22 protein-coding genes are annotated in these 23,286 nt (G+C 64.9%); 10 read left to right on the top strand and 12 right to left on the bottom strand.

The window, feature by feature from the left end:
- Together N878_RS14030 and N878_RS14025 are read right to left on the bottom strand one after the other, a co-directional pair.
- The coding region (locus tag N878_RS14030) for an alpha/beta fold hydrolase (protein WP_021444273.1) at positions 1–537 on the bottom strand (537 nt) is incomplete at its 3' end.
- Between the two features lie 255 nt (positions 538–792).
- Positions 793–1,557, bottom strand: a complete 765-nt coding sequence (locus N878_RS14025; protein ID WP_021444272.1) for an SDR family NAD(P)-dependent oxidoreductase — start codon at positions 1,555–1,557, stop codon at positions 793–795.
- A gap of 605 nt (positions 1,558–2,162) precedes the next feature.
- On the opposite strand from N878_RS14025, the gene N878_RS14020 reads away from it, so the two are divergent.
- Positions 2,163–3,032: a helix-turn-helix domain-containing protein gene (locus N878_RS14020; RefSeq protein ID WP_051365817.1), complete on the top strand. Its 870-nt coding sequence runs from the start codon at positions 2,163–2,165 to the stop codon at positions 3,030–3,032.
- A gap of 13 nt (positions 3,033–3,045) precedes the next feature.
- Here the strand turns inward: N878_RS14020 and N878_RS14015 are convergent, their stop codons facing one another.
- Positions 3,046–3,603 carry a flavin reductase family protein gene (locus N878_RS14015; protein ID WP_031303175.1) on the bottom strand — a complete coding sequence of 186 codons (558 nt, stop codon included), beginning with the start codon at positions 3,601–3,603 and terminating at the stop codon, positions 3,046–3,048.
- Positions 3,604–3,851: 248 nt separating this feature from the next.
- Complete coding sequence (locus N878_RS14010) at positions 3,852–4,760, bottom strand: LysR family transcriptional regulator (protein WP_021444269.1); 909 nt, start codon at positions 4,758–4,760, stop codon at positions 3,852–3,854.
- Positions 4,761–4,906: 146 nt separating this feature from the next.
- On the opposite strand from N878_RS14010, the gene N878_RS14005 reads away from it, so the two are divergent.
- From N878_RS14005 to N878_RS13995, 3 genes are all read left to right on the top strand, one after another.
- Positions 4,907–5,443: an NADPH-dependent FMN reductase gene (locus tag N878_RS14005; protein ID WP_021444268.1), complete on the top strand. Its 537-nt coding sequence runs from the start codon at positions 4,907–4,909 to the stop codon at positions 5,441–5,443.
- A gap of 123 nt (positions 5,444–5,566) precedes the next feature.
- The gene (locus N878_RS14000) at positions 5,567–6,304 is read left to right on the top strand and encodes an SDR family oxidoreductase (protein WP_021444267.1); all 738 of its coding nucleotides are present in this window, start codon (positions 5,567–5,569) and stop codon (positions 6,302–6,304) included.
- A 119-nt stretch (positions 6,305–6,423) separates the two neighbouring features.
- Positions 6,424–6,702, top strand: a complete 279-nt coding sequence (locus N878_RS13995) for an Atu4866 domain-containing protein (protein ID WP_031303174.1) — start codon at positions 6,424–6,426, stop codon at positions 6,700–6,702.
- 241 nt (positions 6,703–6,943) lie between these two features.
- Here N878_RS13995 and N878_RS13990 read toward each other — a convergent pair whose 3' ends face one another.
- Positions 6,944–7,396, bottom strand: coding sequence for a GFA family protein (locus N878_RS13990; protein WP_021444265.1), 453 nt, complete (start codon positions 7,394–7,396; stop codon positions 6,944–6,946).
- 120 nt (positions 7,397–7,516) lie between these two features.
- Between N878_RS13990 and N878_RS13985 the strand changes: the two genes are divergently transcribed.
- From N878_RS13985 to N878_RS13970, 4 genes are all read left to right on the top strand, one after another.
- Positions 7,517–8,404 carry a LysR family transcriptional regulator gene (locus tag N878_RS13985; protein ID WP_021444264.1) on the top strand — a complete coding sequence of 296 codons (888 nt, stop codon included), beginning with the start codon at positions 7,517–7,519 and terminating at the stop codon, positions 8,402–8,404.
- A gap of 208 nt (positions 8,405–8,612) precedes the next feature.
- A complete protein-coding gene (locus N878_RS13980; protein ID WP_031303173.1) occupies positions 8,613–9,608 on the top strand; it encodes an MBL fold metallo-hydrolase in 996 nt (331 codons plus the stop codon).
- Positions 9,609–9,751: 143 nt separating this feature from the next.
- On the top strand, positions 9,752–10,663 hold the full coding sequence (locus N878_RS13975; RefSeq protein ID WP_021444262.1) for a LysR family transcriptional regulator: 912 nt from the start codon (positions 9,752–9,754) through the stop codon (positions 10,661–10,663).
- A 164-nt stretch (positions 10,664–10,827) separates the two neighbouring features.
- Positions 10,828–11,781, top strand: coding sequence for an alpha/beta fold hydrolase (locus N878_RS13970; protein ID WP_021444261.1), 954 nt, complete (start codon positions 10,828–10,830; stop codon positions 11,779–11,781).
- A gap of 220 nt (positions 11,782–12,001) precedes the next feature.
- Here N878_RS13970 and N878_RS13965 read toward each other — a convergent pair whose 3' ends face one another.
- Positions 12,002–12,874, bottom strand: a complete 873-nt coding sequence (locus N878_RS13965) for a LysR family transcriptional regulator (protein ID WP_021444260.1) — start codon at positions 12,872–12,874, stop codon at positions 12,002–12,004.
- Between the two features lie 124 nt (positions 12,875–12,998).
- On the opposite strand from N878_RS13965, the gene N878_RS13960 reads away from it, so the two are divergent.
- Entirely contained in the window at positions 12,999–14,078 is a 1,080-nt protein-coding gene (locus tag N878_RS13960; RefSeq protein WP_031303172.1) for an alkene reductase, read from the top strand.
- 11 nt (positions 14,079–14,089) lie between these two features.
- Positions 14,090–14,485 carry a hypothetical protein gene (locus N878_RS13955; protein WP_031303171.1) on the top strand — a complete coding sequence of 132 codons (396 nt, stop codon included), beginning with the start codon at positions 14,090–14,092 and terminating at the stop codon, positions 14,483–14,485.
- Positions 14,486–14,702: 217 nt separating this feature from the next.
- Here N878_RS13955 and N878_RS13950 read toward each other — a convergent pair whose 3' ends face one another.
- From N878_RS13950 to malF, 6 genes are all read right to left on the bottom strand, one after another.
- On the bottom strand, positions 14,703–15,338 hold the full coding sequence (locus tag N878_RS13950; protein WP_021444257.1) for a glutathione S-transferase: 636 nt from the start codon (positions 15,336–15,338) through the stop codon (positions 14,703–14,705).
- Between the two features lie 86 nt (positions 15,339–15,424).
- Positions 15,425–16,540 carry a maltose/maltodextrin ABC transporter ATP-binding protein MalK gene (malK, locus tag N878_RS13945; RefSeq protein ID WP_021444256.1) on the bottom strand — a complete coding sequence of 372 codons (1,116 nt, stop codon included), beginning with the start codon at positions 16,538–16,540 and terminating at the stop codon, positions 15,425–15,427.
- Positions 16,541–16,638: 98 nt separating this feature from the next.
- Complete coding sequence (locus tag N878_RS13940; protein ID WP_021444255.1) at positions 16,639–18,267, bottom strand: alpha-glucosidase; 1,629 nt, start codon at positions 18,265–18,267, stop codon at positions 16,639–16,641.
- A 264-nt stretch (positions 18,268–18,531) separates the two neighbouring features.
- Entirely contained in the window at positions 18,532–21,276 is a 2,745-nt protein-coding gene (gene malT, locus N878_RS13935; protein WP_021444254.1) for an HTH-type transcriptional regulator MalT, read from the bottom strand.
- A 77-nt stretch (positions 21,277–21,353) separates the two neighbouring features.
- Positions 21,354–22,244, bottom strand: coding sequence for a maltose ABC transporter permease MalG (gene malG, locus N878_RS13930; protein WP_021444253.1), 891 nt, complete (start codon positions 22,242–22,244; stop codon positions 21,354–21,356).
- Positions 22,245–22,254: 10 nt separating this feature from the next.
- On the bottom strand, positions 22,255–23,286 hold a 1,032-nt coding region (malF, locus tag N878_RS13925), incomplete at its 5' end, for a maltose ABC transporter permease MalF (protein ID WP_021444252.1).

Raw genomic sequence — 23,286 nt, 5'->3', positions numbered from 1 at the left:
GCCGTCCGGGGCGGTCAGCGCCACCACCGAACGGGCCATGGCCTGCAGCGTGCTGGCCGGCTGCTGGGCCAGCCAGCGCTCGGCGATACCCAGGCTACGGGCATCGACGGCGACCCCGGCACGCGCCAGCCAGGCGCCCGGATCGGCGCGAAAACCATCGAGCATGGTCTCGGCTTCGGGCGCCGACATACGCGCCACCGCCGCCGACCAGAAGGCATCGTCCAGGCTGAAATTGCCCTCCACGCTGACCAGGCTGCGCACCCGCTCGCCATGGGCCTGGGCGAACAGCATGGCGACCGCCCCGCCAACCGAATGACCGACCAGATGCACCGCCTCGCCGGGAAACTGCTCCTCGATCACGCGATACAGATGCTCGACCTGCGCCGGCAGATCGATGGCCTCGACCGGCGCCTGGCGCTGCGCGCCGTAGCCGAGCAGATCGGGCGCCAACGCCCGCCCCGGAGCGAAGGCGGCGCACAGCTCGGGCAGCTGCAGGCTGCCGATCAGGCCGTGGATAAAGACGACGGGAGTCTGCATGGCGAAATCCTTTCTGGGCCATGGAACGAAGCGCCGAGCATAACCCCGTAAAGGGCGCCGTGCGTACCGGTGCGGGCAACCAGGGCATGCGGATGCTGGCGACGCTGGCCATCCGATCTGGCGGGCGCAAGGCGCCATCATCAAGGACCGGAAGCGCCCGATATCCTTTGGTTGCGACAGGCGCGACCATTAGCGGACTCTCCGGCTGGACGGTACGACCAGTGCCGATTGGCACTGGTCGCCATCTTCGCTGGATCAACCGGCCGTAACGGTCATGCCGCCATCTGCCATGACCACCGATCCGACGATGAAGCTGGCCCGATCCGAGGCGAGGAATGCCACCACCTCGGCGATCTCCTCTGGTTGAGCCGCACGGCCGATGGGGGCGGCCTCGCCATGCTGCGCCAGGAACCCCGGGCCATCCTCGACCACGTCGTTGAGGATGTTGGTGATGACGTCGCCGACGCCGATGGCATTGACCCGGATGCCGTGCTCGATGGCTTCGAGTGCCAGGGTGCGGGTCAGCTGAGCCAGCGCGCCCTTGGAGGCGGTGTACGCCGCAATGGTCGGGAAAGCGAAGTAAGAGGCGTAGGAGGCGATGTTGATGATGGCGCCCGACTTGTTCGGCATCATTGCCTTGACCGCCTCGCGGGAATGCAGGAAGGCCGCGGTGGCGTTCACCGCCTGGATACGCTCCCAATCTTCGCGCGTCATATCGATCACCAGCTTGTTGATGATGATGCCGGCGTTGTTGACCAGGATGTCCAGCCGGCCGAACTTCTCCACAGCCAGCCCGACGGCGCGCTCGGCGGCTCCGTCCTCGGTGATGTCAGCCACCAGCGGCACCAGCCCTGGGCGAGCGAGCTCCTCAACGGCAGGGTTAAGGTCCTCGGCGATGACCTTGGCTCCCCTCGCGTGCAGCATCAGTGCGATGGCCTTGCCGATACCGCTGGCTGCACCGGTAACCAGTGCAACTTTGCCGGCGACCTCTTGGATAACGGTGTTGTTGATAACAGTCATGGTGATCTCCTTCGTCACGAGCCAGCGAGAAATTCGCGGCCCAGCACCCTGAGGCGCTGTCGTTTTCGACGGGCTCACTGTCTCGCAATGCCATGAGTCGGGCTTTGGGGTAATTGCCGGCGATGTCGGAGTTTTGCGCTGAACTGGTCCTGTCGGAGAAGGGCTGCTACGCCTGTATGTCCCTGTGGGCAAGCGAGTGTTCACGGCCTGTCGTTGAGCCCGGGATAAGATGGGATCAACGTTCGAGGGAAGAGAAATGATTCAGGGCCGGCCCCCTGCGCTGGCGAGCGCTGAGATCAAGGCTGAAGGGCTCTGCAAGCCGCCGGGACGAATCTATCAACAGGCTTATGTTCTGTTAGTGCGCGTCGAAAACGGCAAGCCGGCGTCCAGCCACGCATGCCTCGATCCGGCCAGGGCTGCGATCGCCCTGGACGCACCAGAGTCGGGCTGGTGGACCGAGCGCTGCAACCTGCTCGAAAACGGCGCGCTGCGTTACCCTAACGGTGCCGCCCCCTGCGCGGGGCATCGCCGATGGAGAACCTGTGGGCCCTCTCGAATCTGACGAGCGCGCTGCCAGCGGTCAGCAACGCATCGCCGCCGAATCGATGCCGCAGCACCTACCGGGCATGCCTCGCCTATTGCCGGCACGCCCGCAGCTGCAGGACACCGTGATGCAGCTGTACAGCCATCACACCGTTACCGACCCGGTTCTGGTTCCTGCGGTTGTGGAGCCGTTGCTGGTGCTGGTTCTGGCCGGATCGGCCAGGGTCGAGGAGCGTTCACTCGGCGGGCAATGGCAGGCGGCAGAGGTGCAGGTCGGCGACTTCTTCCTGACCAGCACCAGCGAACCCTATGAGATGCGCTGGCAAACCCACGGCGCCGATTGCTTCGAGGTGATGCACCTCTATCTGGGTTTGCCGCTGCTCGATCTGGCTGCACGCGAGGTGCTGGGCGATCAGCAAAGGTCGGTAACCTTTCGCGATATCTCCGGTGCCCGCGATGAGCGGGTGACCGCCATGCTGCAGCAGATACGCAAAGAGCTGGTCGACGAACACCAACCCAGTGCCCTGGTGGTGAACTGCCTGACCCAGGCGCTCGCGGTGCATCTGGTACGCAATTACCTGGATCCGCACAGCCCAACTCGGAGAGCCAATGCGCTGCAGGCGTACAAGCTTCGCCGTGTGGTCGAGGCGATGAACGAGCGCCTTGCCGAAGATTTCAGCCTGGCCTACCTGGCTCAGATCGCGGACCTCAGCGAATACCACTTCAGCCGGATGTTCAAACGCGCCACCGGCCTTTCACCCTCGCAGTATTTCATCCGTCTGCGCATGAACCGCGCCCGGAGTCTGCTGCTCGAGACCGACCGCAGCGTCATCGACATTGGGCTGGAGGTCGGGTATTCGAGCCCGAGTCACTTCTCGCAAGTGTTTCGCCGGGAGGTGGGCGTCACCCCCAGCGCCTATCGGCAAACCTGAGCCACGCCAGATCTCAGAGATTCTGGGGCAAGAAGCGCTCACTCAGATCCAGGGTTCGACCGGCAACGCGGAATTGTCCTCGCCCCTGGTAGTGCAACGTGGCCGGCTCGGTGACGGTCGAGGCCACATGCCCCTTGACGACTTCCCAGATGAACAGACCGTACTCGTCAATCTGGCTGTCATCGGCCAAGCGGCACTCGAAGCTTGCGTAGCATTCGTCGATGAGGGGCGCCTTCACCCGCGTTGCAGGCGCCGCCGTCAGGCCACAGGTTGCGAATTTGTCGGAGGATCCGCCCGAACTGTTGCCCACGGCGACGACGGCCTCGACCAGGTCGGCGGTCGGTACGTTGATCACGCATTCCCGGCTTCGGCGGATCAGCTCATGACTATGGTTGCCTTCCCAGATGTAGCAACCGAATAGCGCAGGCCTGAACTGCATCATCATGTGCCAACCCATGGTCATGATGTTGCGCTCACCTCGCCAACTGGAGGTGACCAGGACTATCGGGCCCGTCTCGAGATGACGTCGGGTTTCGACCAGCGGAAAGTCGGTTTTCTGATAGCGGCGCATGCTCATCTCCTCTGCTTGAACAATGGAGCGCCAGGCTCCCGCAGTCCCGGCGCCTTTGCTGTCGCGAGCCTGCCCACCCTGTCGGGGAATTGCGGCCAGAAGAAGCCGGGCATCTGCGCGGCTTTTGATGCGCCTGGGACACGAGGTCCGACGACCACGGACTCGAATGGCGACTGGTTATAGTCGATCACTTGCGAGGCGCCGTGACGCGGGGATGGCTGGTGCCAGCAAGCGGAGCAGTCATCCGCTCAACGGATAGTGAGGTGGGCCGCCAGGAAATCCATGAACACTCTGACCCTGGTGGGCAACCGCCCCCCTTGCCCCACGTAGACCGCGTGGACCTCGGTTTTCACCGCGGGCAGGTAATCCTCCAGCACCGGCAGAAGCCTGCCTGCGGCCAGATCCTGCTCGACCTGACAGAAGCCGACGCGCGCGAGGCCGAGCCCCAGGAGCGCCAGGTCGCGGACGCCGTTGCCATCACTGACTCGAGCGTTGCCCGCCACCGGTACGGAGATCGCCTCGCCATTCTTTTCCCTGAGGCCCCACTCCATTACAGGCTGGCTGAAGGTGAACCCCAAGCAGTTATGGGCCGCGAGCTCCGACGGCACCTGCGGGGTGCCGTGCGCTTCGAGATAGGCAGGCGATGCCACGATCAGGGTCCGAGTCTCCCCCAAACGTCTGGCGACCAGGTTCGAGTTCTTGAGCGGGCCACTGCGGATCGCGACGTCCGCGCGGGAGCTGATCAGGTCAACGACCTCATCGCTCAGGTACACCTCTACCGAGACCCCTGGGTGGTGCTCGAGAAACTCGTTCAGCAGCGGCAGCAGATACAGTCGGCCGATGTCCACGTTGCAGTTGACCCGCACGATTCCCTGAGGCGCCGAACTGGCTGCAGCCTCCTGCTCCGCCTCATCGAGAGCGGCCAGGATGGTCAGGCAGCGCTCATAGAAGGCGGCCCCTTCGGGGGTCAGCAGTTGTCGACGTGTCGAGCGATTCAGCAGGCGGGCGCCGAGCCTGCTCTCCAAACGAGAAACCAGCTTGCTCACCGCCGAGGGGCTCATCGCACAGCTTTTTGCCGCTGCCGTATAACCGCCGTCCTCGACGACCCTGACGAAGACGCTCATTTCGGCGAAGCAGTTTATGTCTAGCCGTCTCATATGAATTCAAGTCACAAGTGGTATGCCTGAGGACCGGCTATATCGGCCGGATCATCGCTCTTACGCTGTTTCCCAGAGCCCGAGCTGAACCTCGAAATTCAGCAACAGACGTGCCACCGCAAGCGGAAATGTGTCGGGAGGATGAGATGAACAGCAAGGTCAAACTGGTCCTGATTTACGAAGGAAACGACGAAGAAGCCATCGGCCCTGCGTTGGCGAGATGGGCCTCGGTGGTTATAGCGCAACGCGCCGAATTCGAGTGCTGCCTGCTCGATACTTCTCAGCAGCGAGCAGCGGTTGGTCAACTCGCCAGGGCCGATGCCTTCCTGATCCTCGCGTCGGAACAAAGCCATGGTTACTCCGCCGAACTGAAGGCTTTCATCGATCAGGCGACGATTCGCTGGCAGGCCAGGCCGGTGGCCTTCATTGGCTACGGCGGTGAATCGGGCGGCATGAACGCCATAGCCCAGCTTCGCCAGGTCCTGGCGGGGCAGCACGCCGTTCCCATCTGCAGCGTAGTCACACTGCCCAATCCGTGGGCGCTATTGGATGAGAATGGATCTTGTCGCTTGGCGGATCAGGCAAGAATCCCCATGGCACGCATGTTGGTTCTACTGAACTGGTTGGCAATAGCCCTTAGGTCAGCAAGGGAGCAAAAGCCTTATGAGCTGGTGAGCCAGTAACGGCACTCATGCAGGATTAGGCAATAACTGCATAGTAATCGATTAACGACTACCCGTCCCTTAACCCTAATCTTTTTTCCAGGCCCGCTTGCGGGTGAACAGTGAACCGAAGAGGAAAAGACCATGAAGAATGTTGAAGGCAAGGTCATCGTCATTACTGGCGCCAGCAGCGGTATTGGTGAAGCCACTGCACGGCTGCTGGCCAGCCGCGGAGCGACGGTGATGCTGGGTGCTCGGCGCACCGACCGTCTCGAGCAGATTGCAGGCGAGATTCAGGGAGCCGGTGGGACTGCCGCGTTTCGGGCCCTCGACGTGACCAGCAGAGAAGACGTCCGGGACTTCATTGACTTCACCGCCACGCGCTTCGGTCGGGTCGATGTCCTGATCAACAACGCGGGCGTAATGCCGCTTTCCAAACTCGAAGCTCTCAAGGTGGACGAGTGGGACCGCATGATCGATGTCAACATTCGTGGGGTGCTGCACGGCATCGCAGCGACTCTTCCGCTGATGCGGCAGCAACGCGCCGGGCAGATCATCAACATCGCCTCGATTGGCGCATACGCCGTCAGTCCGACCGCGGCTGTCTACTGTGCGACCAAGTACGCCGTGCGAGCCATTTCCGAGGGCCTCCGGCAGGAGGTAGGCGGCGAAATCCGGGTGACCGTCATCGCACCTGGCGTAACCGAATCCGAGCTGGCTGACAGCATCTCCGATGAGGGCGGTCGCGCCGAAATGGTGGAGTTCCGCAAGATCGCCATCCCTGCCGAGGCCATCGCTCGGGCGATCGCCTATGCCGTCGAACAGCCCGCGGACGTAGACGTCAGCGAGTTGATCGTGCGGCCCACGGCGAGCCCCTTCTGACGGTTGAGCAACGTCGCGGCTGGCCTTCCGTGAGGCCAGCTAGCGTGCAGGCTCGAGCACCTGCATCGCCAAGACCAGGCAAGGCAAGTCGCATCTTTCCCAAACAGAGGATCAGCAAAATGGCGAGACCGTCGGGAGATCAGAACAAGTACGTTGGCATGTGGGTGACCGCGGATGGTCGCATTCGTCACGAGCTGCTTGCCGGTGGCCGCTATGACGAAGCCCGCGGCAAGAAGAAAAGTGCCTATCAGGGGCGCTACTGGCTTGAGGGCGACCATATCGAATACGTGGACGATACCGGCTTCACCGCTGATGGCGAGTTCCGCGATGGTGTTCTTTACCACGCCGGGATGGTTCTCTATCGCGAGGAGATCGAGGCCTCCAAGCAGCTGCTCTGACCGTCCGCTAATGGGCGGCTTCGACTCGATGCGACAGGCACTAAGCGGCCATCAGCTCATTAAAGCTCCAGGCCCATAAATCTCCACAGTGGCTGCGGCATGGACAGTCGCTCAGGTCCAGAGTTATTTCTGAGGTTCGGCTATTGCCCCTGCCGTCAGCGACCATGCGCACAGTTCTAGGGCGGCAAGGGCTTTAGGTGAAAAAACCGGACCGGCGCCGAGGTTCGAAGGCCGCCGTCACCTAGCACCTCGCTGTACGTGACAGCGCTATCGCGTCGGCAAACTCCTGCGCAGTCGGGCTCTCCGGCCAGGCCGGTAGATGGTCTGGAATTGTGACCCAGCTCTGTTTGCGACGGGTCCAGAGGTGCGCCATGGGACTGATTTGCGTGCTGTTGTCCAGTGTTCCGGCTCTCAACACCAGCATGCCTGGCGCAGCGCTGGTGCTGTTGTAGAGGCGCGTATGGCACCTCGAACAACGCCGTTGACGACTGACATGGCCCGCGCGCTCGTAGCTGTACTCGCTGAGTGGCCCTTCGACTTCGATAGCCTCCGCTGGCAACAATGCATGCAAGCCAAAGGCGCTGCCGCTCGTGGTCTGGCAATCCAGGCAATGACAGGCATAGATGGCGGGCAGCTCCTCGGTGACGAGTCGGTACGTCACCGCCCCGCAATGGCACTGGCCAGTAACCTTCATGTGAAACTCCTTGTGCGAGCGGCGCTCGATCCGTGCCGCATGGTCGATTTTTCAATAGCATGCAGACCGGCTCGCCCTGAGCCTATTCCCCAAATCTGCTGCGCCGCTAGTAGGAAATGTATGAGCCTGCCGAACCTGCACTGGGACAACCAACGCGCCTTCCTCGCCGTGCTGCGCACCGGTAGTCTTTCCGGAGCAGCACGCCTGCTCGGCATCGCTCAAGCGACGGCACGCCGGCGCATCGAAGCGTTGGAGTCCAGTGTCGGCGTGAGTCTGTTCACCCGCACTGCATCCGGACTGATCCCCACCGACATGGCGCGCGAACTGATCGCCCATGTGGAGGCCATGGCTGTCGCGGCCGAGGCCTTCAATCGTGCGGCATCGGCGCAGAACAGCCAGGGTGGCACGGTGCGTATCACCAGCAGCGACCTGCTCGGCATCGAAGTGTTGCCGGCGCTGCTGCAACCCATCTGCCGAGCGCACCCCGAGTTGGTCTTTGAGATGAGCGTGAGCAATCGCCTCGAAGCCATCGCCCTGCAGGAGGCGGATATTGCCATCCGCACCCAACGCCCGACCGAGTCGGATGTGCTCACGCGCTGCCTCGGCGCACTGCAGGTCGGGCTGTATGCAACCCAGGAGTTTCTTGAACACCACGGACACCCAGAGGATCTGGAGAGTTTGTCGAAGCTGCCTATGATCGGCCCCGACAGGAGCCTCGCAGACCTGCGCACGCTCGCCGCGCAGGGTTTTGCCGGCGAGGGGCTGCGCTTGCAACTGCGTACGGACAATCACAATGCCCAGCAGGCGGCCCTGCGCGCCGAAGTGGGCATCGGCGTATGCCCCAGGCAGCTGGCCGAACGCTGGGGACTGGTCCGGGTGCTGCCGCGCCAGGTGGATTTCGCCGTGGAGGTTTGGATCGCCACGCACCGGGATCTGCGCCGCATACCACGCATCGCCTTGGCCTTCGATCAGTTGGCAAGCGGCCTCACGGCCTTCCTGCAAAGCTAGGCGAGCCGGATGCCGAGGGGCGAGTTCCGCGCCGCCAGAGAGCAGGGGATACGCAACAGACAGCCGCTCCAGGTCGATGTGTACGTGCGTCGAAGCCATCGGCCATGACGATGGCTCGTATAAGCGCGCCCCGGGTTCTCTGCCGCCCGCAAGCTATCTATCGTTGTCCCAGCGATCACCGATGGTCGCGTCAGCAAAGGTGCTCACCATGAACCATCAGCTGCAGCGTCCTCTCAAGGCGCTACTCATTGCCAGCCTATCTTTTGGCGCACTCTATTCCTGGTCGGCCACTGCGACGGAAACCCCCGCGGTATCGGTGGCGAACACTGCTTCGGCTCATAAGCCGCAGGTCGCGGGAGTCTACCGCTTCACCCTCGGCAAGTTCCGCATCACCGCCCTGAGCGACGGTACCCTACCGCTGGACCTGCATCCGCTGCTGCGGGGCATCAGCGCGAAGCAAATCGACGCGCTGCTGCACAGAGGCTTTGCCCGTAATCCACTGGAGACCTCGATCAACGCCTATGTGGTCGACACCGGTGCGCGAGTGGTGCTGGTCGACAGCGGGGCCGGCGAGCTTTTCGGCGCCGTGGCGGGCAAGCTGCCCGAGAGCCTGGCAGCGGCCGGGTACCGGCCGGAGCAGATCAGCGACATCCTGATCACCCACATCCATACCGATCACTCCGGCGGCCTGACGCGCGGCGGGCGGATGCTGTTCGCCAACGCGACCATCCATGTCGGACAGGCCGACATCGACTTCTTCCTCGACCCCGCCAACCTGGCCAGGGGCCTAAAGCCCGCCCACCTGGAGGAAGCACAGAAGACCATCGGTCCTTATCTGGATGCCGGCAAGGTCAAGAGCTTCTCCGCCAGATCCCAGATCCTGCCCGGTATCACCGCCATCCCCACGCCGGGCCACACCCCCGGGCACAGCTTCTACAGGGTGGAAAGTGCGGGTGAAAGCATCGATTTCTGGGGCGACATCATGCATGTCGGTCTCGTCCAGTTCCCCCAGCCCGAAGTGACCATCACCTTCGACGTCGATCAGCAGGCGGCGCGCGCCCAGCGCCTGCAACAGTTCGAGACGGCCGCACGCGAGAGGCGACTGTCGGCGGTTGCCCACCTGCCGTTCCCCGGCGTTGGCCACATACGTCGTGAGGCCGGCAAGTACGACTGGGTACCGGCCGAGTACCGCAATCGCGATTGAGGTCAGAGGTTTAGCCGAGCGCTCTCCCGGCGGCCAAGGCGGCGATAGCGGCTTATCGGCCCGGCGCCATCGCAAGGCTATGCAACTCTACGCCAGGTCTGCTTTCATCCCCGGTAGGTCACCACGCCAACCGGGAGCGGGCGATGAACTACACGGATATCGACGGAGCCTTGCTGCTCGCGCTCAAGGCCCTGCTCGAGGAGCGCAACGTCACGCGTGCCGCCGCGCAACTGGGGATCAGCCAACCGGCTCTCTCGGGACGCCTGGCGCGCCTGCGCGATATCCTCGCCGACCCCTTGTTCGTACCGGCGGCGAATGGCCGCGGCGTGGTGCCTACGCCGCGCGCGGAGGCGTTGGAGCAGGAGCTGCTGCATGTGCTGGAGGGGCTCAAGCGGCTGGTCAGCCAGCCCGAGCTCTTCGACCCGGCCACCACCACGCGCACCTTCGTCGTCGCCCTGTTCGAAACCCCGGCAGCGGCGCTCCTTCCCGGGCTCTGTGCAGGCCTGGCAGTCGAGGCTCCGAATGCAAGGCTGGCCTGCGTCTACCCGCCACCCGATGTATACGAGAAGCTCGAGCAGGGGCAGATCGATCTGTTGATCACGGTGCCGGACGGCTTGCCCGGAGACCTCATGCAGCGCCCGCTATGGGAGGACGGTTTTCGAACCGCGCAACGCAAGGGACACCCACGCGGCACCGGCCCCCTTGATCTCGACAGCTTCTGCGCCCTCGACCATGTCCTCGTTTCCAACCAGGGCGGACGCTTCGCCGGCATGGTGGACGACGTGCTCCTTGAACTGGGCCGCTCGCGCAACGTTGTCTATTCGGTTCAGAATTACTCCCATGTCCCGCTGGTTCTTGCCGCAACCGACGCGGTGTGCACGCTGCCCTCGCGCTTCATGAACCAGTACGCCGACAGTCTGGACCTATTCGAACCGCCCTTAGGTTTGGCTGCGCTTCGCTTGGCACTGGCGTGGCATCCCCGCAATCAGAAGGATGCCGGCCACCAATGGCTGCGCCGTCAGATCTATCTCAGTGCGCAACTGGAGCCAAGCTGAGCGCGTAGCGTGGGGCCGAACGGCCCTGGCTGGATGGCCATCGACCGTGGCTATGACAGCCATCGGCGCCGCTGCAGTTCTCGTGCCCCCTGTCTCTTCCTAGTCTCCAAGACGCGATCATCGCCGGTCGCAACCAGTCAACCCGACACTCTTGGAGAAACACGATGAACACTCTGAATCGCACCCTGGCTCTGGCCACCCTGGCGCTCGCCACCCTGTCCGCCGAGGCCGCACAACCCGCCAAGGCTGGCGCCAGCGCTCCCGCCGTCGGCAGCGTCGTCCAGTCTGCCAGCTACATCACAACCAAAGACGGCTTACAGCTCTATTACAAGGACTGGGGGCCACGAGACGGCCAGGTGGTCGCCTTCAGCCACGGCTGGCCGCTGAACTCGGACAGCTGGGAAGCACAGATGCTGTTCCTCGCCTCGAAGGGCTACCGCGTGGTCGCTCATGATCGTCGCGGCCACGGTCGCTCCAGCCAGCCCTGGGAAGGCAACGACATGGACCACTATGCCGATGACCTGGCCGCAGTGCTGGAAGCACTGGATCTCAAGGGGGTAACCCTGGTCGGTTTCTCCACCGGCGGTGGCGAGGTGGCGCGCTATATCGGCCGCCATGGCACCGCTCGCGTGAAGAAGGCGGTGCTGGTCGCCGCCGTTCCGCCGCTGATGCTGAAGACCGAGAGCAACCCCGGCGGCTTGCCCATCGAGGTGTTCGACGACCTGCGCAAGGCCTCCCTGGAGAACCGCTCGCAGCTCTACCTGGATATCGCCTCGGGCCCCTTCTTCGGTTTCAACCGTCCGGGTTCCAAGCCGTCGCAGGGTCTGATCCAGTCGTTCTGGGTGCAGGGTATGCAGGCCGGCCACAAGAACACCTACGACTCGATCGCGGCCTTCTCGGCTACCGACTTCCGCGAGGATCTGCAGAAGTTCGATGTGCCAACCTTGGTCATCCATGGCGACGACGACCAGATCGTCCCCCTGGATGCTTCGGCACGGGCCTCGGCAGCACTGATCAAGGGCGCGACTCTGATCGTGTATCCCGGCGCGCCCCACGGTCTGGCAGACACCCACAAGGAGCGGCTTAACCAAGATCTGCTGGACTTCCTCAAGAAGTAAGTCGAGCAGATCCCCGATCCTTCCTGCGCATGTGATTCCCAGGTCGCCATAAGTCAAGCAACGCTCCTAAGGCGTCCTGGGCAGCACATGAGCAATACCTCTGCTGCAGCACCAGTAACCCCACTCGCAACAGGAAGCCATCCGGCGTCTACGATTTTTTGGTCGACTCAGTTCGGCTTTCTTGCCAGGCATTTACCAAAGAGCATGCAGCTGGCTTCCTTCAGCCACGGTTGAACTGGTCCGTGAGGAAATCAATCAACACCCGTACCTTGGCCGGCACGAGACGCGTCTCGGTAATCGCGTAAACCGGCAGGGCCTCCGCCTTCCAGTCGGGCAGTACGCGATGCAAGCGGCCTTGGGCAAGATCCTCGCTGATCATTTCGTCCACCAGCATGGCGATTCCCTGGCCGAGCAGGGCCAGGCGACGCAGCATGCCGATGTTGTTCAGCAAGTAGCGCCCCTCTACCGCCAGGCTGAGTTTCTGCTGGGTATCGTGCAGTACCCAGGGTGCATCGAGCATGCGCAGACACTCATGCTGCAGCAGTGCTGCCGGGCTGTCCGGCACACCATGCCGGGCCAGGTAGCCCGGACTGGCAAAGAGGCTGCGCCGCAGGGTGCCAAGGGGCCGGGCAATCAACTGTGAGTCGGGCAGGGCGCCGATACGAATCACCAGATCAACCGGGTCGCGGATCAGGTCCAGGCGCTTGGGCGTGAGGTCCAAGTCGAACCGGATCTGCGGGTAGCGCTCGGCGAATTCGGCCAACAGTGGTGCCAGGTAGACCACCCCGAAGTCGATGGGCATGGACAAGCGGATCAGGCCGCTCGGGTTGTCTACAAGCTCGGAGATCTCTTCATGGGCCAGGCGCGCCTCGTCGACGATACGCCGGCAGCGCTCGAAATACAGACGACCGCCTTCGGTGAGTTCGATACGCCGTGTAGTGCGGTTGAGCAGGCGTAGGCCGATACGTCTTTCCAATTCGGCGATGCGCCGCGAGACCGTGGAGTTGGGTATGCCGAGCGCCTCGGCGGCGCCGCGAAAGCTGTTGGCCTTGATCACCTCGACGAACAGGGCCATGTCATTGAGCAGTTTCATCCAGCACTCCATTGCTCCATTGGTGGAGCAATCATTCCTGATTTCGTGACTTTATCCTATACATGCCGGACCGGATGATCCGTTCACGCCTGATGTCCCTCTGCGTGAACCTGGAGACTTTCGCATGACCGCTCAATTGCTCAGCCCGGCTCGCTTGCATGATCTTGATCTGCGCAACCACATGGTGATGGCGCCGATGACGCGCTCACGAGCCGATGCTGCCGGGGTGCCGCGGGCGTCCACGGCCACTTACTACGCCCAGCGAGCCAGTGCCGGGCTGATCATCAGCGAGGCGATCAATATCTCGGCAGATGCCATCGGCAGTCCGCTGACTCCCGGCCTCTACAGCGAGAAGCAAATTGCCGCCTGGCAACAGGTAACGGCGGCGGTGCATGCGGCCGGCGGCAAGATCTTCGCGCAGCTCTGGCATACCGGCCGGGTCGGCCACTCCAGTGTGCGCGGCGGCCTGCTGCCGGTGGCGCCGTCGGCGGTCGCGATTCAGGGACAGCAGCACTTCACCCTGGACGGCATGCGGGATTACGAGGTGCCGCGCGCACTGACCTTGAGCGAAATCCAGGCCGTCATCGCCGATTACCGCCGCGCCGCGGAAAACGCCAAGCGTGCCGGTTTTGACGGTGTCGAGTTGCATGCCGCGTTCGGCTATCTGCCGAACCAGTTTCTGGTGGACTCGGCCAACCTGCGTACAGACGCCTACGGCGGCAGCATAGCCAAGCGCAGCCGTTTCGTGCTCGAAGTGATGCAGGCGTTGATCGAGGTGTGGGGCTCCACTCGCGTGGGGATCAAACTGTCGCCGGTGATTCCGTTCAACGGCATGATCGACAGCGATCCACTGGCGCTCTACAGCTACTTGATTGGTGAGTTAAATAGGCTGCAGCCCGGTTATGTGCACCTGATGCGCGCGCTGTTTCCGCTGGACAACTTCCCCCACTGGCCGCGTGACGTACTGGCAACTTTCGGTCCGCAAATAAACGGCCCATTGATCGCCAACGGTGGTTATGACGCAGAGGGTGGCGAGGCGGCCCTCAAAGCCGGCGAGGCCGCGTTAGTGTCATTCGGCACCCCATTCGTGGCCAATCCAGACCTGCCGGAGCGATTTGCCCGAGGCGCCGAACTGGCTCAAGCCGACCGAGCCACTTTGTATGGCGGCGAGGATGCGGGCTTCATTGATTATCCGAGCCTGTGAGGCCGTCCATCATGACTCGCTCATCGCTTGGTAAAGCCATGCTTGGTTTCGCTATTGTCGCCACCGTGGCAATAGTGGCCATCGCCGACGTATTCAACGCTAGCCACTTGTTCAATCCGGATTGGCCAGGCCATGCGCGATTTCATATCGGCATGCAGTTCACCACCCTGGTGCTGGTCAGCCTGTTTTCCCTGGCCGCGCTGAGGCGTGGCCAGGTGTGGGCTTCCGCACTGGCACCGGCAAGCTTCTGGCCTGGTCTGTTCGTGGCCTACCTAATCCCTGGTACAGACGTATATGCCAGCGAATCTTTGCGTGAGTTGGGGATCCCAATCAATCTGATACTGGCAGCAGTGCTACTTGGCATCACAGGGCTGGGCGTGGTGCTGCAGCGCTCCAACGAGAGGTGAACATCGGCCTCTGACTGGCTTGGCTGCACGGCTGCGCTGTGACTGACTGCCGAGTTGCGGCGAGCCCTGGCCGGCTAGTGCTCGCTGTTGAGTCGCCACCGCTTTGTAGAAACCTTCATTACGGCTTCTGGCCGCTTTGCCGGCACTGACAACCCGCTCCTATAGCTCCTTGCCCGCATCCCCATCGAGCATGGCGACATCCCCGTCGCACCGCGTATCAGGCCGAGTCGCTGCAGGTCCCCAGCCCGTGGGGCGCCGCGCGAAAGGGCGCCAGGCGTTCGGCGCGGGTCGAGAGCTCGACCAGCGCCGGGTAGCGCGCCGGGTCGATCAACTCGGGCAGCATCTGCACGGCGAACTGCCAGGCCACCGCCGTGCTGACGGCGGCCTGGTCGATGTTCGCCTCGCTCAGTTCGGGCACCCGCCCTTCCCACTCGTCCTGCAGCGCCTGCAGGGCGGCGTGCAGCTGGCCGGTCACCCGCTCCAGCCAGGGCTGGTGCAGTTTCTCGCGCGGCCTGAGGTTGTGCTCGTAGACCACCTGTACGCTCTTCTCGCAGGCGGCCAGGGCCAGGCCGATGCGGCGCAGCGCCTGCGTGCGCGGCGCCAGCGCGCTCGGCATCAGACTGCGCGGCGCGGCCAGGGTCTCGGCGTAGTCGAGGATCAGGCCGGAGTCGATCAGCACCGTGCCGTCGTCGCAGATCAGGGTCGGCGCCTTGACCAGCGGGTTGATCCGCTGGAATTCGTCGAAGGTGCTGAACACCGACAGGGCGCGGTGCTCGAAGCGCAGCTCGAGCAGCTGCAGGGAGATCGCCACGCGGCGGACGTAGGGTGAGTCGAGCATTCCGATCAGCTGCATGGCGGCTCCTTGTGCGCAGGACTATGAGTCGCGCAGCTTAACCCTCGGGGCACGCCGCGCGCACCAGCGCCCGATGCCGTGCCCAATCAGCCGTAGATCGCCGGCTCGCGGTAATGCCGCGGGCAGGCCTGGCCGTCGGCGCGGAACAGGTGGCACTTGTTGGCCATCAGCCCGGCGGCGAAGGTCTCGCCCACCGCCACGCGGCGGTCGCCGTCGCTGCGCAGGGTGATGATGTGCTCCACCCCTTCCAGGCTCAGGTAGATCAGGTTGTGATCGCCCAGGCGCTCGGCCACGCTGATCTGCCCGTAGAAGGCGAAGTCGGCCTGCTCACTCGCGACGAAGTGCTCCGGGCGCACGCCCAGGGTCAGCTGCTCGCCGGGCTCGACGCCGGTGCCGTCGACCAGCACCTGCATGCGGTAGCCGCCGGGCAGTTCGATCTCCACCGCCTCGCGGCTGGCGCTGAGCGCGCGCACCTGGAGGAAGTTCATCTGCGGCGAGCCGAGGAAGCCGGCGACGAAGCGGTTGCGCGGGTAGTGGTAGAGCTCCAGCGGCGCGCCGACCTGGGCGATGCGCCCGGCTTCGAGCACGACGATCTTGTCGGCCATGGTCATGGCTTCGACCTGGTCGTGGGTGACGTAGACCATGGTGGCCTTGAGGCGCTGGTGCAGGCGCGAGATCTCGATGCGCATCTGCACGCGCAGGAAGGCGTCGAGGTTCGACAGCGGCTCGTCGAACAAAAACACCTTGGGCTCGCGCACTAGGGTGCGGCCGATGGCCACGCGTTGGCGCTGGCCGCCGGAGAGGTCCTTGGGCTTGCGTTCGAGCAGCGCGTCGAGCTGCAGGATGCGCGAGACCTCCTCCACCTTGCGCTGGATCTGCGCCTTGCCCACCTTGGCCAGCTTGAGGCCGAAGGCCATGTTCTCCGCCACCGTCATGTGCGGGTAGAGGGCGTAGGACTGGAACACCATGCCCACCGAGCGCTCCATCGGCGGCAGCTCGTTGACCCGCTGACCGTCGATCAGCAGCTCGCCGGAGCTGATCTCCTCCAGCCCGGCGATCAGCCGCAGCAGGGTGGACTTGCCGCAGCCGGAGGGGCCGACGAAGACCACGAACTCGCCGTCGGCGATGTCCAGGTCGATGTTGCGGGTGATGGCGGTGCCGTCGTAGTGCTTGCAGATGTTGCGCAGGGTAAGGCTGGCCATGGGATGCCTCTCGAACGGGGCCGGGCAGCGATGGACTCGGCCCGGCCGGAAAGCTTGATAAACCTGCAGGAGCCGGGGCTCCTGCAAACGCAGGGGCCCTAGCCCAGCAGGCGGGCGAAGCCGAAGCCGTGGGCCGGCAAGTGTACCCAGCTGCCGAGGAACTCGGCAGTGCTGGCCGGCACCGCATCCAACGGCTCGACCATCAGCGGCAAGTCGTAACGCCGCTCGCGGGCGCCGAGGTTGAACAGGCACAACCAGGCCTGCTCGCCCAGGCGTCGCTCGAACACCAGCAGGTCGTCGTCGTGGTGGCGCACCTGGATCTCGCCCTCGATCAGCAGCGGCTGCTCCTGGCGCCAGGCGAGGAAGCTCCGGTAGGTGTTGAGCATCGAGGCCGCGTCGGCCTCCTGCACGTCCACCGCCAGGGCGCGGTGGCGTTCGTCCAGCGGCAGCCAGGGCCGCTCACTGGAGAAGCCGGCGTGGGCGCCGTCGCGGCTCCAGGGCATCGGCGTGCGGCAACCGTCGCGGCCCTTGAACTCGGGCCAGAAGCGGATGCCATAGGGGTCGACCAGGTCCTCATAGGCCAGCTCGGCCTCGGGCAGGCCCAGTTCCTCGCCCTGGTACAGGCACACGCTGCCGCGCAGCGACAGCAGCAGTGCCATCAGCAGGCGACCACGCGCCGGGCTCTCCTCGCCGGCCAGGGCCCAGCGGCTCATCACCCGCACCACGTCGTGGTTGCCCACCGACCAGCAGGGCCAGCCGTCGCTGAGTTCGCGCTCGATGCTCTCGATGGTGTGGCGGATAAAGGCCGGGCTGCACTGGGCGGTGAGCAGGTCGAAGGAATAGGCCATGTGCAGGGTGTCGCCGCCGCTGGTGTAGGCGGCCATGGTGCGCAGCGAGTCGTCGCAGCCGATCTCCGCCACCGTGGCGGTGCCGGGGTAGCGCTCCAGCAGCGCACGCAGGCGGCGCAGGAAGTCGAGGTTCTGCGGCTGGGTCTTGTCGTACAGGTGACGCTGGTAGGCGTAGGGGTTGTCGGCGCGCACGCCGATGCCGCCCTCGCGGATGTCCAGGTTCGGCGGATTGCTGCGCAGCGCCTGGTCGTGGAAGTAGAAGTTGGCGGCGTCCAGGCGGAAGCCGTCGACGCCCAGCTCCAGCCAGAACTGCATGTCGTCGAGCAGCTGTTGCTGCACCGCCGCGCAGTGGAAGTTGAGGTCGGGCTGGCTGGCCAGGAAGTTGTGCAGGTAGTACTGCTTGCGCCGGCCGTCCCAGCTCCAGGCAGAGCCGCCGAACACCGACAGCCAGTTGTTCGGCGGCGTGCCGTCCGGGTTCGGCTCGGCCCAGACGAACCAGTCCGCCTTGGCATTGGTGCGGCTGCTGCGGCTCTCCGCGAACCAGGGATGCTGGTCGGAGCAGTGGTTGAGCACCTGGTCGATGATGATGCGCAGGCCGCGCTCGTGGGCGGCCGCCACCAGCGCGCGGAAGTCGTCGAGGGTACCGAACAGCGGGTCGACGCCACGGTAGTCGGAGACGTCGTAACCGAAGTCCTTCATCGGCGAGGTGAAGAACGGCGACAGCCAGATGGCGTCGACGTTGAGGCTGGCGATGTAGTCCAGCTTGGCGAGCACGCCGGGCAGATCGCCGACGCCGTCGTCGTTGCTGTCGAGAAAACTGCGTGGGTAGACCTGGTAGATGACGCCGCCGCGCCACCAGTCCTTGCGGATAACAGCCATACAGCAAAGCCTTTTGTTGTTCGTGGTGTGCTTACCACTCTAGGCAAGGGCGCTGCGCGTCACATCCTCCCCGGCGGGGTTTTCGCCGGCGTAGCTGGCGGCCGGCAAGGGGGAGGAGTTTTGCGGATGGAAACCCTGCGCGCGAGGCCAGGCCGCAGGCTGTCGCGGGGCCGCCCAGGCTACCCGCGCCTATCGAAGCAACAGCAGATATGACGGCTATCCCGACCCCGCAGCGGTGCGCACGGCGCACCCTGCGGTATCCCCCTACTCGCCCTGGATCTTGCTCAGCAGGCTGCGCGCCAGCTGCACCGCCTCGCTGCGCTGGGTGATGGCGAGCTTCTGGTAGAGGCTGCGGATATGGGTCTTGATGGTGGTCGGAGCGACGTTGAGGTGCTCGGCGATCTGCTCGTTGGCCAGCCCGGCGTGGATCAGGCTGAGCACCTGCCATTCGCGCCGGGTCAGCGGCGAGTGGCGGATCAGCTCGGGCACGTCGGGGCGGTTGATGATGTCCTGGATCACCGCCTCGTCGAGGGTGATGCGGATCGCCCGGCTGAAATCGCGCTGCTGCTGGGCCAGCTGGATCAGGCGCTCGGCGCGCTGCTGCTCCAGTTCGTCGAGGCGGCGCTCGTGCTGCAGCGCCTTGAGCATGGCGATCAGCGGCTTGCCCAGGCGCAGGAAGCTGCCGATGGCGCCGGTGCCGCTGGCCAGGGTCAGCGCCTGGTGCAGGTGATCGAGGCTGCTCTGGCGTTCCTCGCGCTGCCAGAAGGCCAGGGCCTGGAGGATATGGTTGCGGTTCTGGTCCATCACCAGCTGATGGCGCTCGGCGTCAAGCTGCAGCTGGCGCAGGATCGGCAGCGCGCGCTCGCCCTGGTTCAGCGCCAGGTAGGCGCGCACGTGGTTGCGCGCATTGCCCTGGGCGAAGTGGTTGGCCCCCGGCTTGAGCGGCGGCGCGGTGGCAAGCCACTGGCGGATGCTGTCCTTGTCCTGGGTCGAGTCCCAGTAGGTGAGCATCGCCGCGTGGGCATTGGCCTGCCAGTCGATATGGTAGTCGTCGCCGGCCAGCAGGCTCTGCAGCTTGCCGATGTAGTCGGCGCACTGGCTCTGCTGGCCGCGCGCATGGGCGACGCGGGCGAGCAGCACGTAGCACTGCAAAAACCAGTGATCGCCCACCGCATCGAGAATCTCCAGGCCCTGCAGGGCGCACTGCTCCGCCGCGTCGAGGTGGTGCCATTCCAGCAGCACCTGGCCGCGCACGCGGTGGATGAACTCCATGATCGGGGTGACCGGCAACTGCTCCTGCTCGATGTACTGCAGCGCCCGCTCCTGCAGGTTGTAGGCCTTCTGCAGATGGCCCTGGGCGACGGCGATCTCCGACAGCTGGCCGAGACTCCACAGCACCGGGTGCGAGGCGTTGATCTGCTGCGCGCGGCGCACGGTCTCCTCGTGCTGCAGCTGGGCCTTGGCCAGCTCGCCCTGGACGAAGTGCGCCTCGGCCAGCACCGACATCGCCGCCACCTTGGAGGTGCGCATGGTCAGCGGCTCGAAGGCCAGCGCCTGGCGGGCGAAGGCCATGGCGCGCTGCTGATCGCCCTGGTTGATCGCCACCTGGGCGCGCACCGCCTGGTAGTCGGCCTCGATGCGCTGCCACTGCTCGGCGCTGTAATGCTCGCGCTGCGCCGCCTCGCCGGCCTGCAGCCAGCGCTCGACCTGATCGCTCTGGTACTGGTTCTGCGAGGCCCAGGCCTGCAGCAGGGTGAACAGCGGCGACTCGGCCACGCGGCTCTCCGGCAGCACCGCCAGGCAGCGCTGCAGCAGTTCCAGGCGGCCCTGGCGGTAGAAATGCCGGCCATGCGCCTCGAGGATCTGCGCCACCCGCTGCGGGTCGCGGGCCAGCAGGGCGTGGCGCGCGGCCTCCTCGGCCATCTTCTCCTCGAGCAGCGCCTCGGCGGCGCGCAGGTGCAGTTCGGCGACGTGCTGCGGCTGGTGGGTGGACAGCTCGTTGCGCAGGAAGCTGGCGAACAGCGGATGGTAGGCGAACCACTGGCGCAGCGGGTCCACCGCCTGGATAAACAGGCCGCTGCGTTCCAGGGTTTCGAGCATCTCGCGGCCGTTGCAGCTGTCGGTCAGGCGGTCGGCCAGCGCCGCGCTGAAGCGCTCAAGCAGGCAGGTGGACTGGAGGAAATCCTGGGTGGAGCCGTCCAGGCCATAGAGCACCTGCTCGCGGAAGTAGTCGCGGATATAGGGATGGCCGAGCTGCAGGGCCTCGAGAAACAGGTCCATGCCGCGCCCAGTCTGCACCTCCTGCAGGGTCAGCTGCAACGCGCAGGGCCAGCCGCCGATGCGCCGGTTGAGGCGCTCGACCTGCTCGCGGTTGATGGCGATCGGCAAGCCCAGCTCCAGCAGCGCCTGCACCTCGTCCAGCTCGAAGGCCAGCTGCGCGGCGTCCAGCGCCAGCAGCTGGCGCTTGACCCGCAGCTCGGCAACGCCCAGGTCCGGCAGACCGCGGCTGCACACCAGCAGGGTCAGCCAGTCGGGGGCGTTGCGCAGGAAGAAGCGCAGCGCGGCGATCACCTCGCGGTTGCGCAGCGCCTCGAACTCGTCGAGCACCAGCAGCAGCGGCGGGTGCTCGGCCGGCAGCTCGGCGAGCAGGCGGGTGAACAGGCCGTCGAGACCGTCGTCGCCCTGCTCGGCGCGATTGACGCACTGCGGGCAACCCTCGTCGAGCTGGCGATGCAGGGCGTTGAGCAGGTAGCGGCCGAACTGCCGCGGGCTGTTGTCGTTGCCGTCGAGGTTGAGCCAGGCCACGGCGCCGGCGAAGGCCGCCGCCCACTGGCTGGCCAGCACGGTCTTGCCGAAGCCGCTGGGCGCCTGCAGCACGGCCAGGCGCACTTGGGGCAGACGCTGCAGCCACTCGTCGAAGCGCGGCCGCGGCAGCAGGCCGGGATGCAGCGCCGGCGCAGCCAGCTTGGCCGGTATCAGGGGCAGGGGCGGACGCGCCGCTGTGGTCATGATCCTCTCCCGTTATTTATCGTTGTCCGGGTTTTGGCGAAGCTTACATCGGTATCGGGGCGGCGGGTTCCACCGCCCTACCCCTTCACCCCTCCCGCGGTCAGGCCGCCGACTATCCACTTCTGGCAATAGAGGAACACCAGGGTGATCGGCAGGCCGGAGAGCACCGCGGCGGCGGCGAAGTCGCCCCACAGGTAGTTCTGCTCGTACAGGTACTGCTGCGCGCCGACCGACAGGGTCAGCTTGTCCACGTCCAGCAGCAGCACCGAGGCGATGGGGTATTCGGTGATGCTGGTGATGAAGGCGAGGATGAACACCACGGCGAGAATCGGCACGCTCATCGGCAGCAGGATGTGCACGAAGGCCTGCCAGGTGGTGGCGCCGTCGACGATGGCGGCCTCCTCCAGCGAGGCGTCGATGCTCTCGAAGTAGCCCTTGATGGTCCAGATATGCAGGGCCATGCCGCCGAGCGAGGCGACTATCACCGCGCCGTGGCTGTTCACCCCGAGCCAGCCGGCGTGCTTGCCGAGCTGATCGAACAGGGCGTAGATGGCCACCAGCGACAGCACCGGCGGGAACATCTGGAAGATCAGCATGCCCTTGAGGATCGGCCCCTTGCCGGCGAAGCGCAGGCGGGCGAAGGCGTAGGCGCTGGTGGTCGACAGCAGCAGGATCAGCGCCGAGCTGATGAAGGCGATCTTCACCGAGTTCCACAGCCAGGTCAGCACCGGGAACGGCGGCTGGGTCACCGAGCCGTCGGCATGCTGGTAGGGAATGCCGAGGGCCAGCGACCAGTGCTCCAGGGTCGGGTTGTCCGGCAGCAGGCTGCCGGTGGCGAAGTTGCCGTCGCGGAAGCTGATCGACACCACCATCAGCAGCGGGAAGACGATCAACGCGATGAAACCGAGCAGACCGGCATGGGTCAGCCACAGGCGGTATTTCACGGATTTCGGTTGCACCATCGCCATGGCGGGGTCCTCAGACTTTGACTTTCGACAGTTTCAGGTTGAGCCAGGCCAGCGCGCCCACCACCAGGAAGATCAGCGTGGCGATGGCCGCCGCCAGGGCGAAGTTCTGCCCGGAGTCCTGGAAGGCGATGCGGTAGGTGTAGCTCACGAGCAAATCGGTGGTGCCGGCCGGGGTGGTGGCGCCGATGATGTCCGGGCCGCCGCGGGTCAGCAGAGTGATCAGCACGAAGTTGTTGAAGTTGAAGGCGAAGCTGGCGATCAAAAGCGGCGCCAGTGGCTTGATCAACAGCGGCAATGTGATCTTCAGCAGGTTGTCCAGGGGCGTGGCGCCATCCATCGCCGAGGCCTCGTAGAGGTCGCGCGGGATGGCCTGCAACAGGCCCATGCACAGCAGCAGCATGTAGGGGTAACCCAGCCAGGTGTTGACCATCAGGATCATCGAACGGGCCAGGGTCGGGTCGCTGAACCAGTCCGGGCGCAGGCCGAACAGGCCATTGAGCAACAGATTGATCTCGCCGAAGTTCTGGTTGAACAGGCCGCGGAACACCAGGATGGAGATAAATGCCGGCACCGCGTAGGGCAGGATCAGCATCAGCCGGTAGAACGCCTTGCCGCGCACCAGGTCCCACTGCAGCAGGCTGGCCAGCACCAGGCCGACGGCCAGGGTGAACAGCACGGTGAGGCCGGCGAAGGCCACGGTCCAGACGAAGATCTCCAGGAAGGGGCCGCGGATGCTCGGGTCGGTCAGTACCTTGGCGAAGTTGCTGGTGCCGGCGAATACGGTGAAGCCCGGCGCCACCTTGTTGCCGTGGCTGTCGAGGTAGAAGCCGGTGGCATGGTCGGCCTCCAGGCGCTCGTTGCTGCGGGTGTTGAGCAGGTCGCCGCCCTCCAGCAGGCGGTACAAAGGCTTGACCGCCGCCACCTCGCGCAGGCCGTACAGGCGCAGCAGCTCGCCGTCGCTGCCGCGCAGCACCCACTGCTCCAGCTCGGCGCGGCGCTGGATCACCTCGCGCAGCGCCAGTGCCGCGCCCAGCTCGCCGGG

Origin of the sequence: Pseudomonas sp. EGD-AK9, from assembly GCF_000465935.2 — a bacterium.
Taxonomy (GTDB): Bacteria; Pseudomonadota; Gammaproteobacteria; order Pseudomonadales; family Pseudomonadaceae; genus Aquipseudomonas.
The sequence above is the reverse complement of the archived record's forward strand: the minus strand, read 5'-3'. Positions and strand labels throughout refer to the sequence as shown.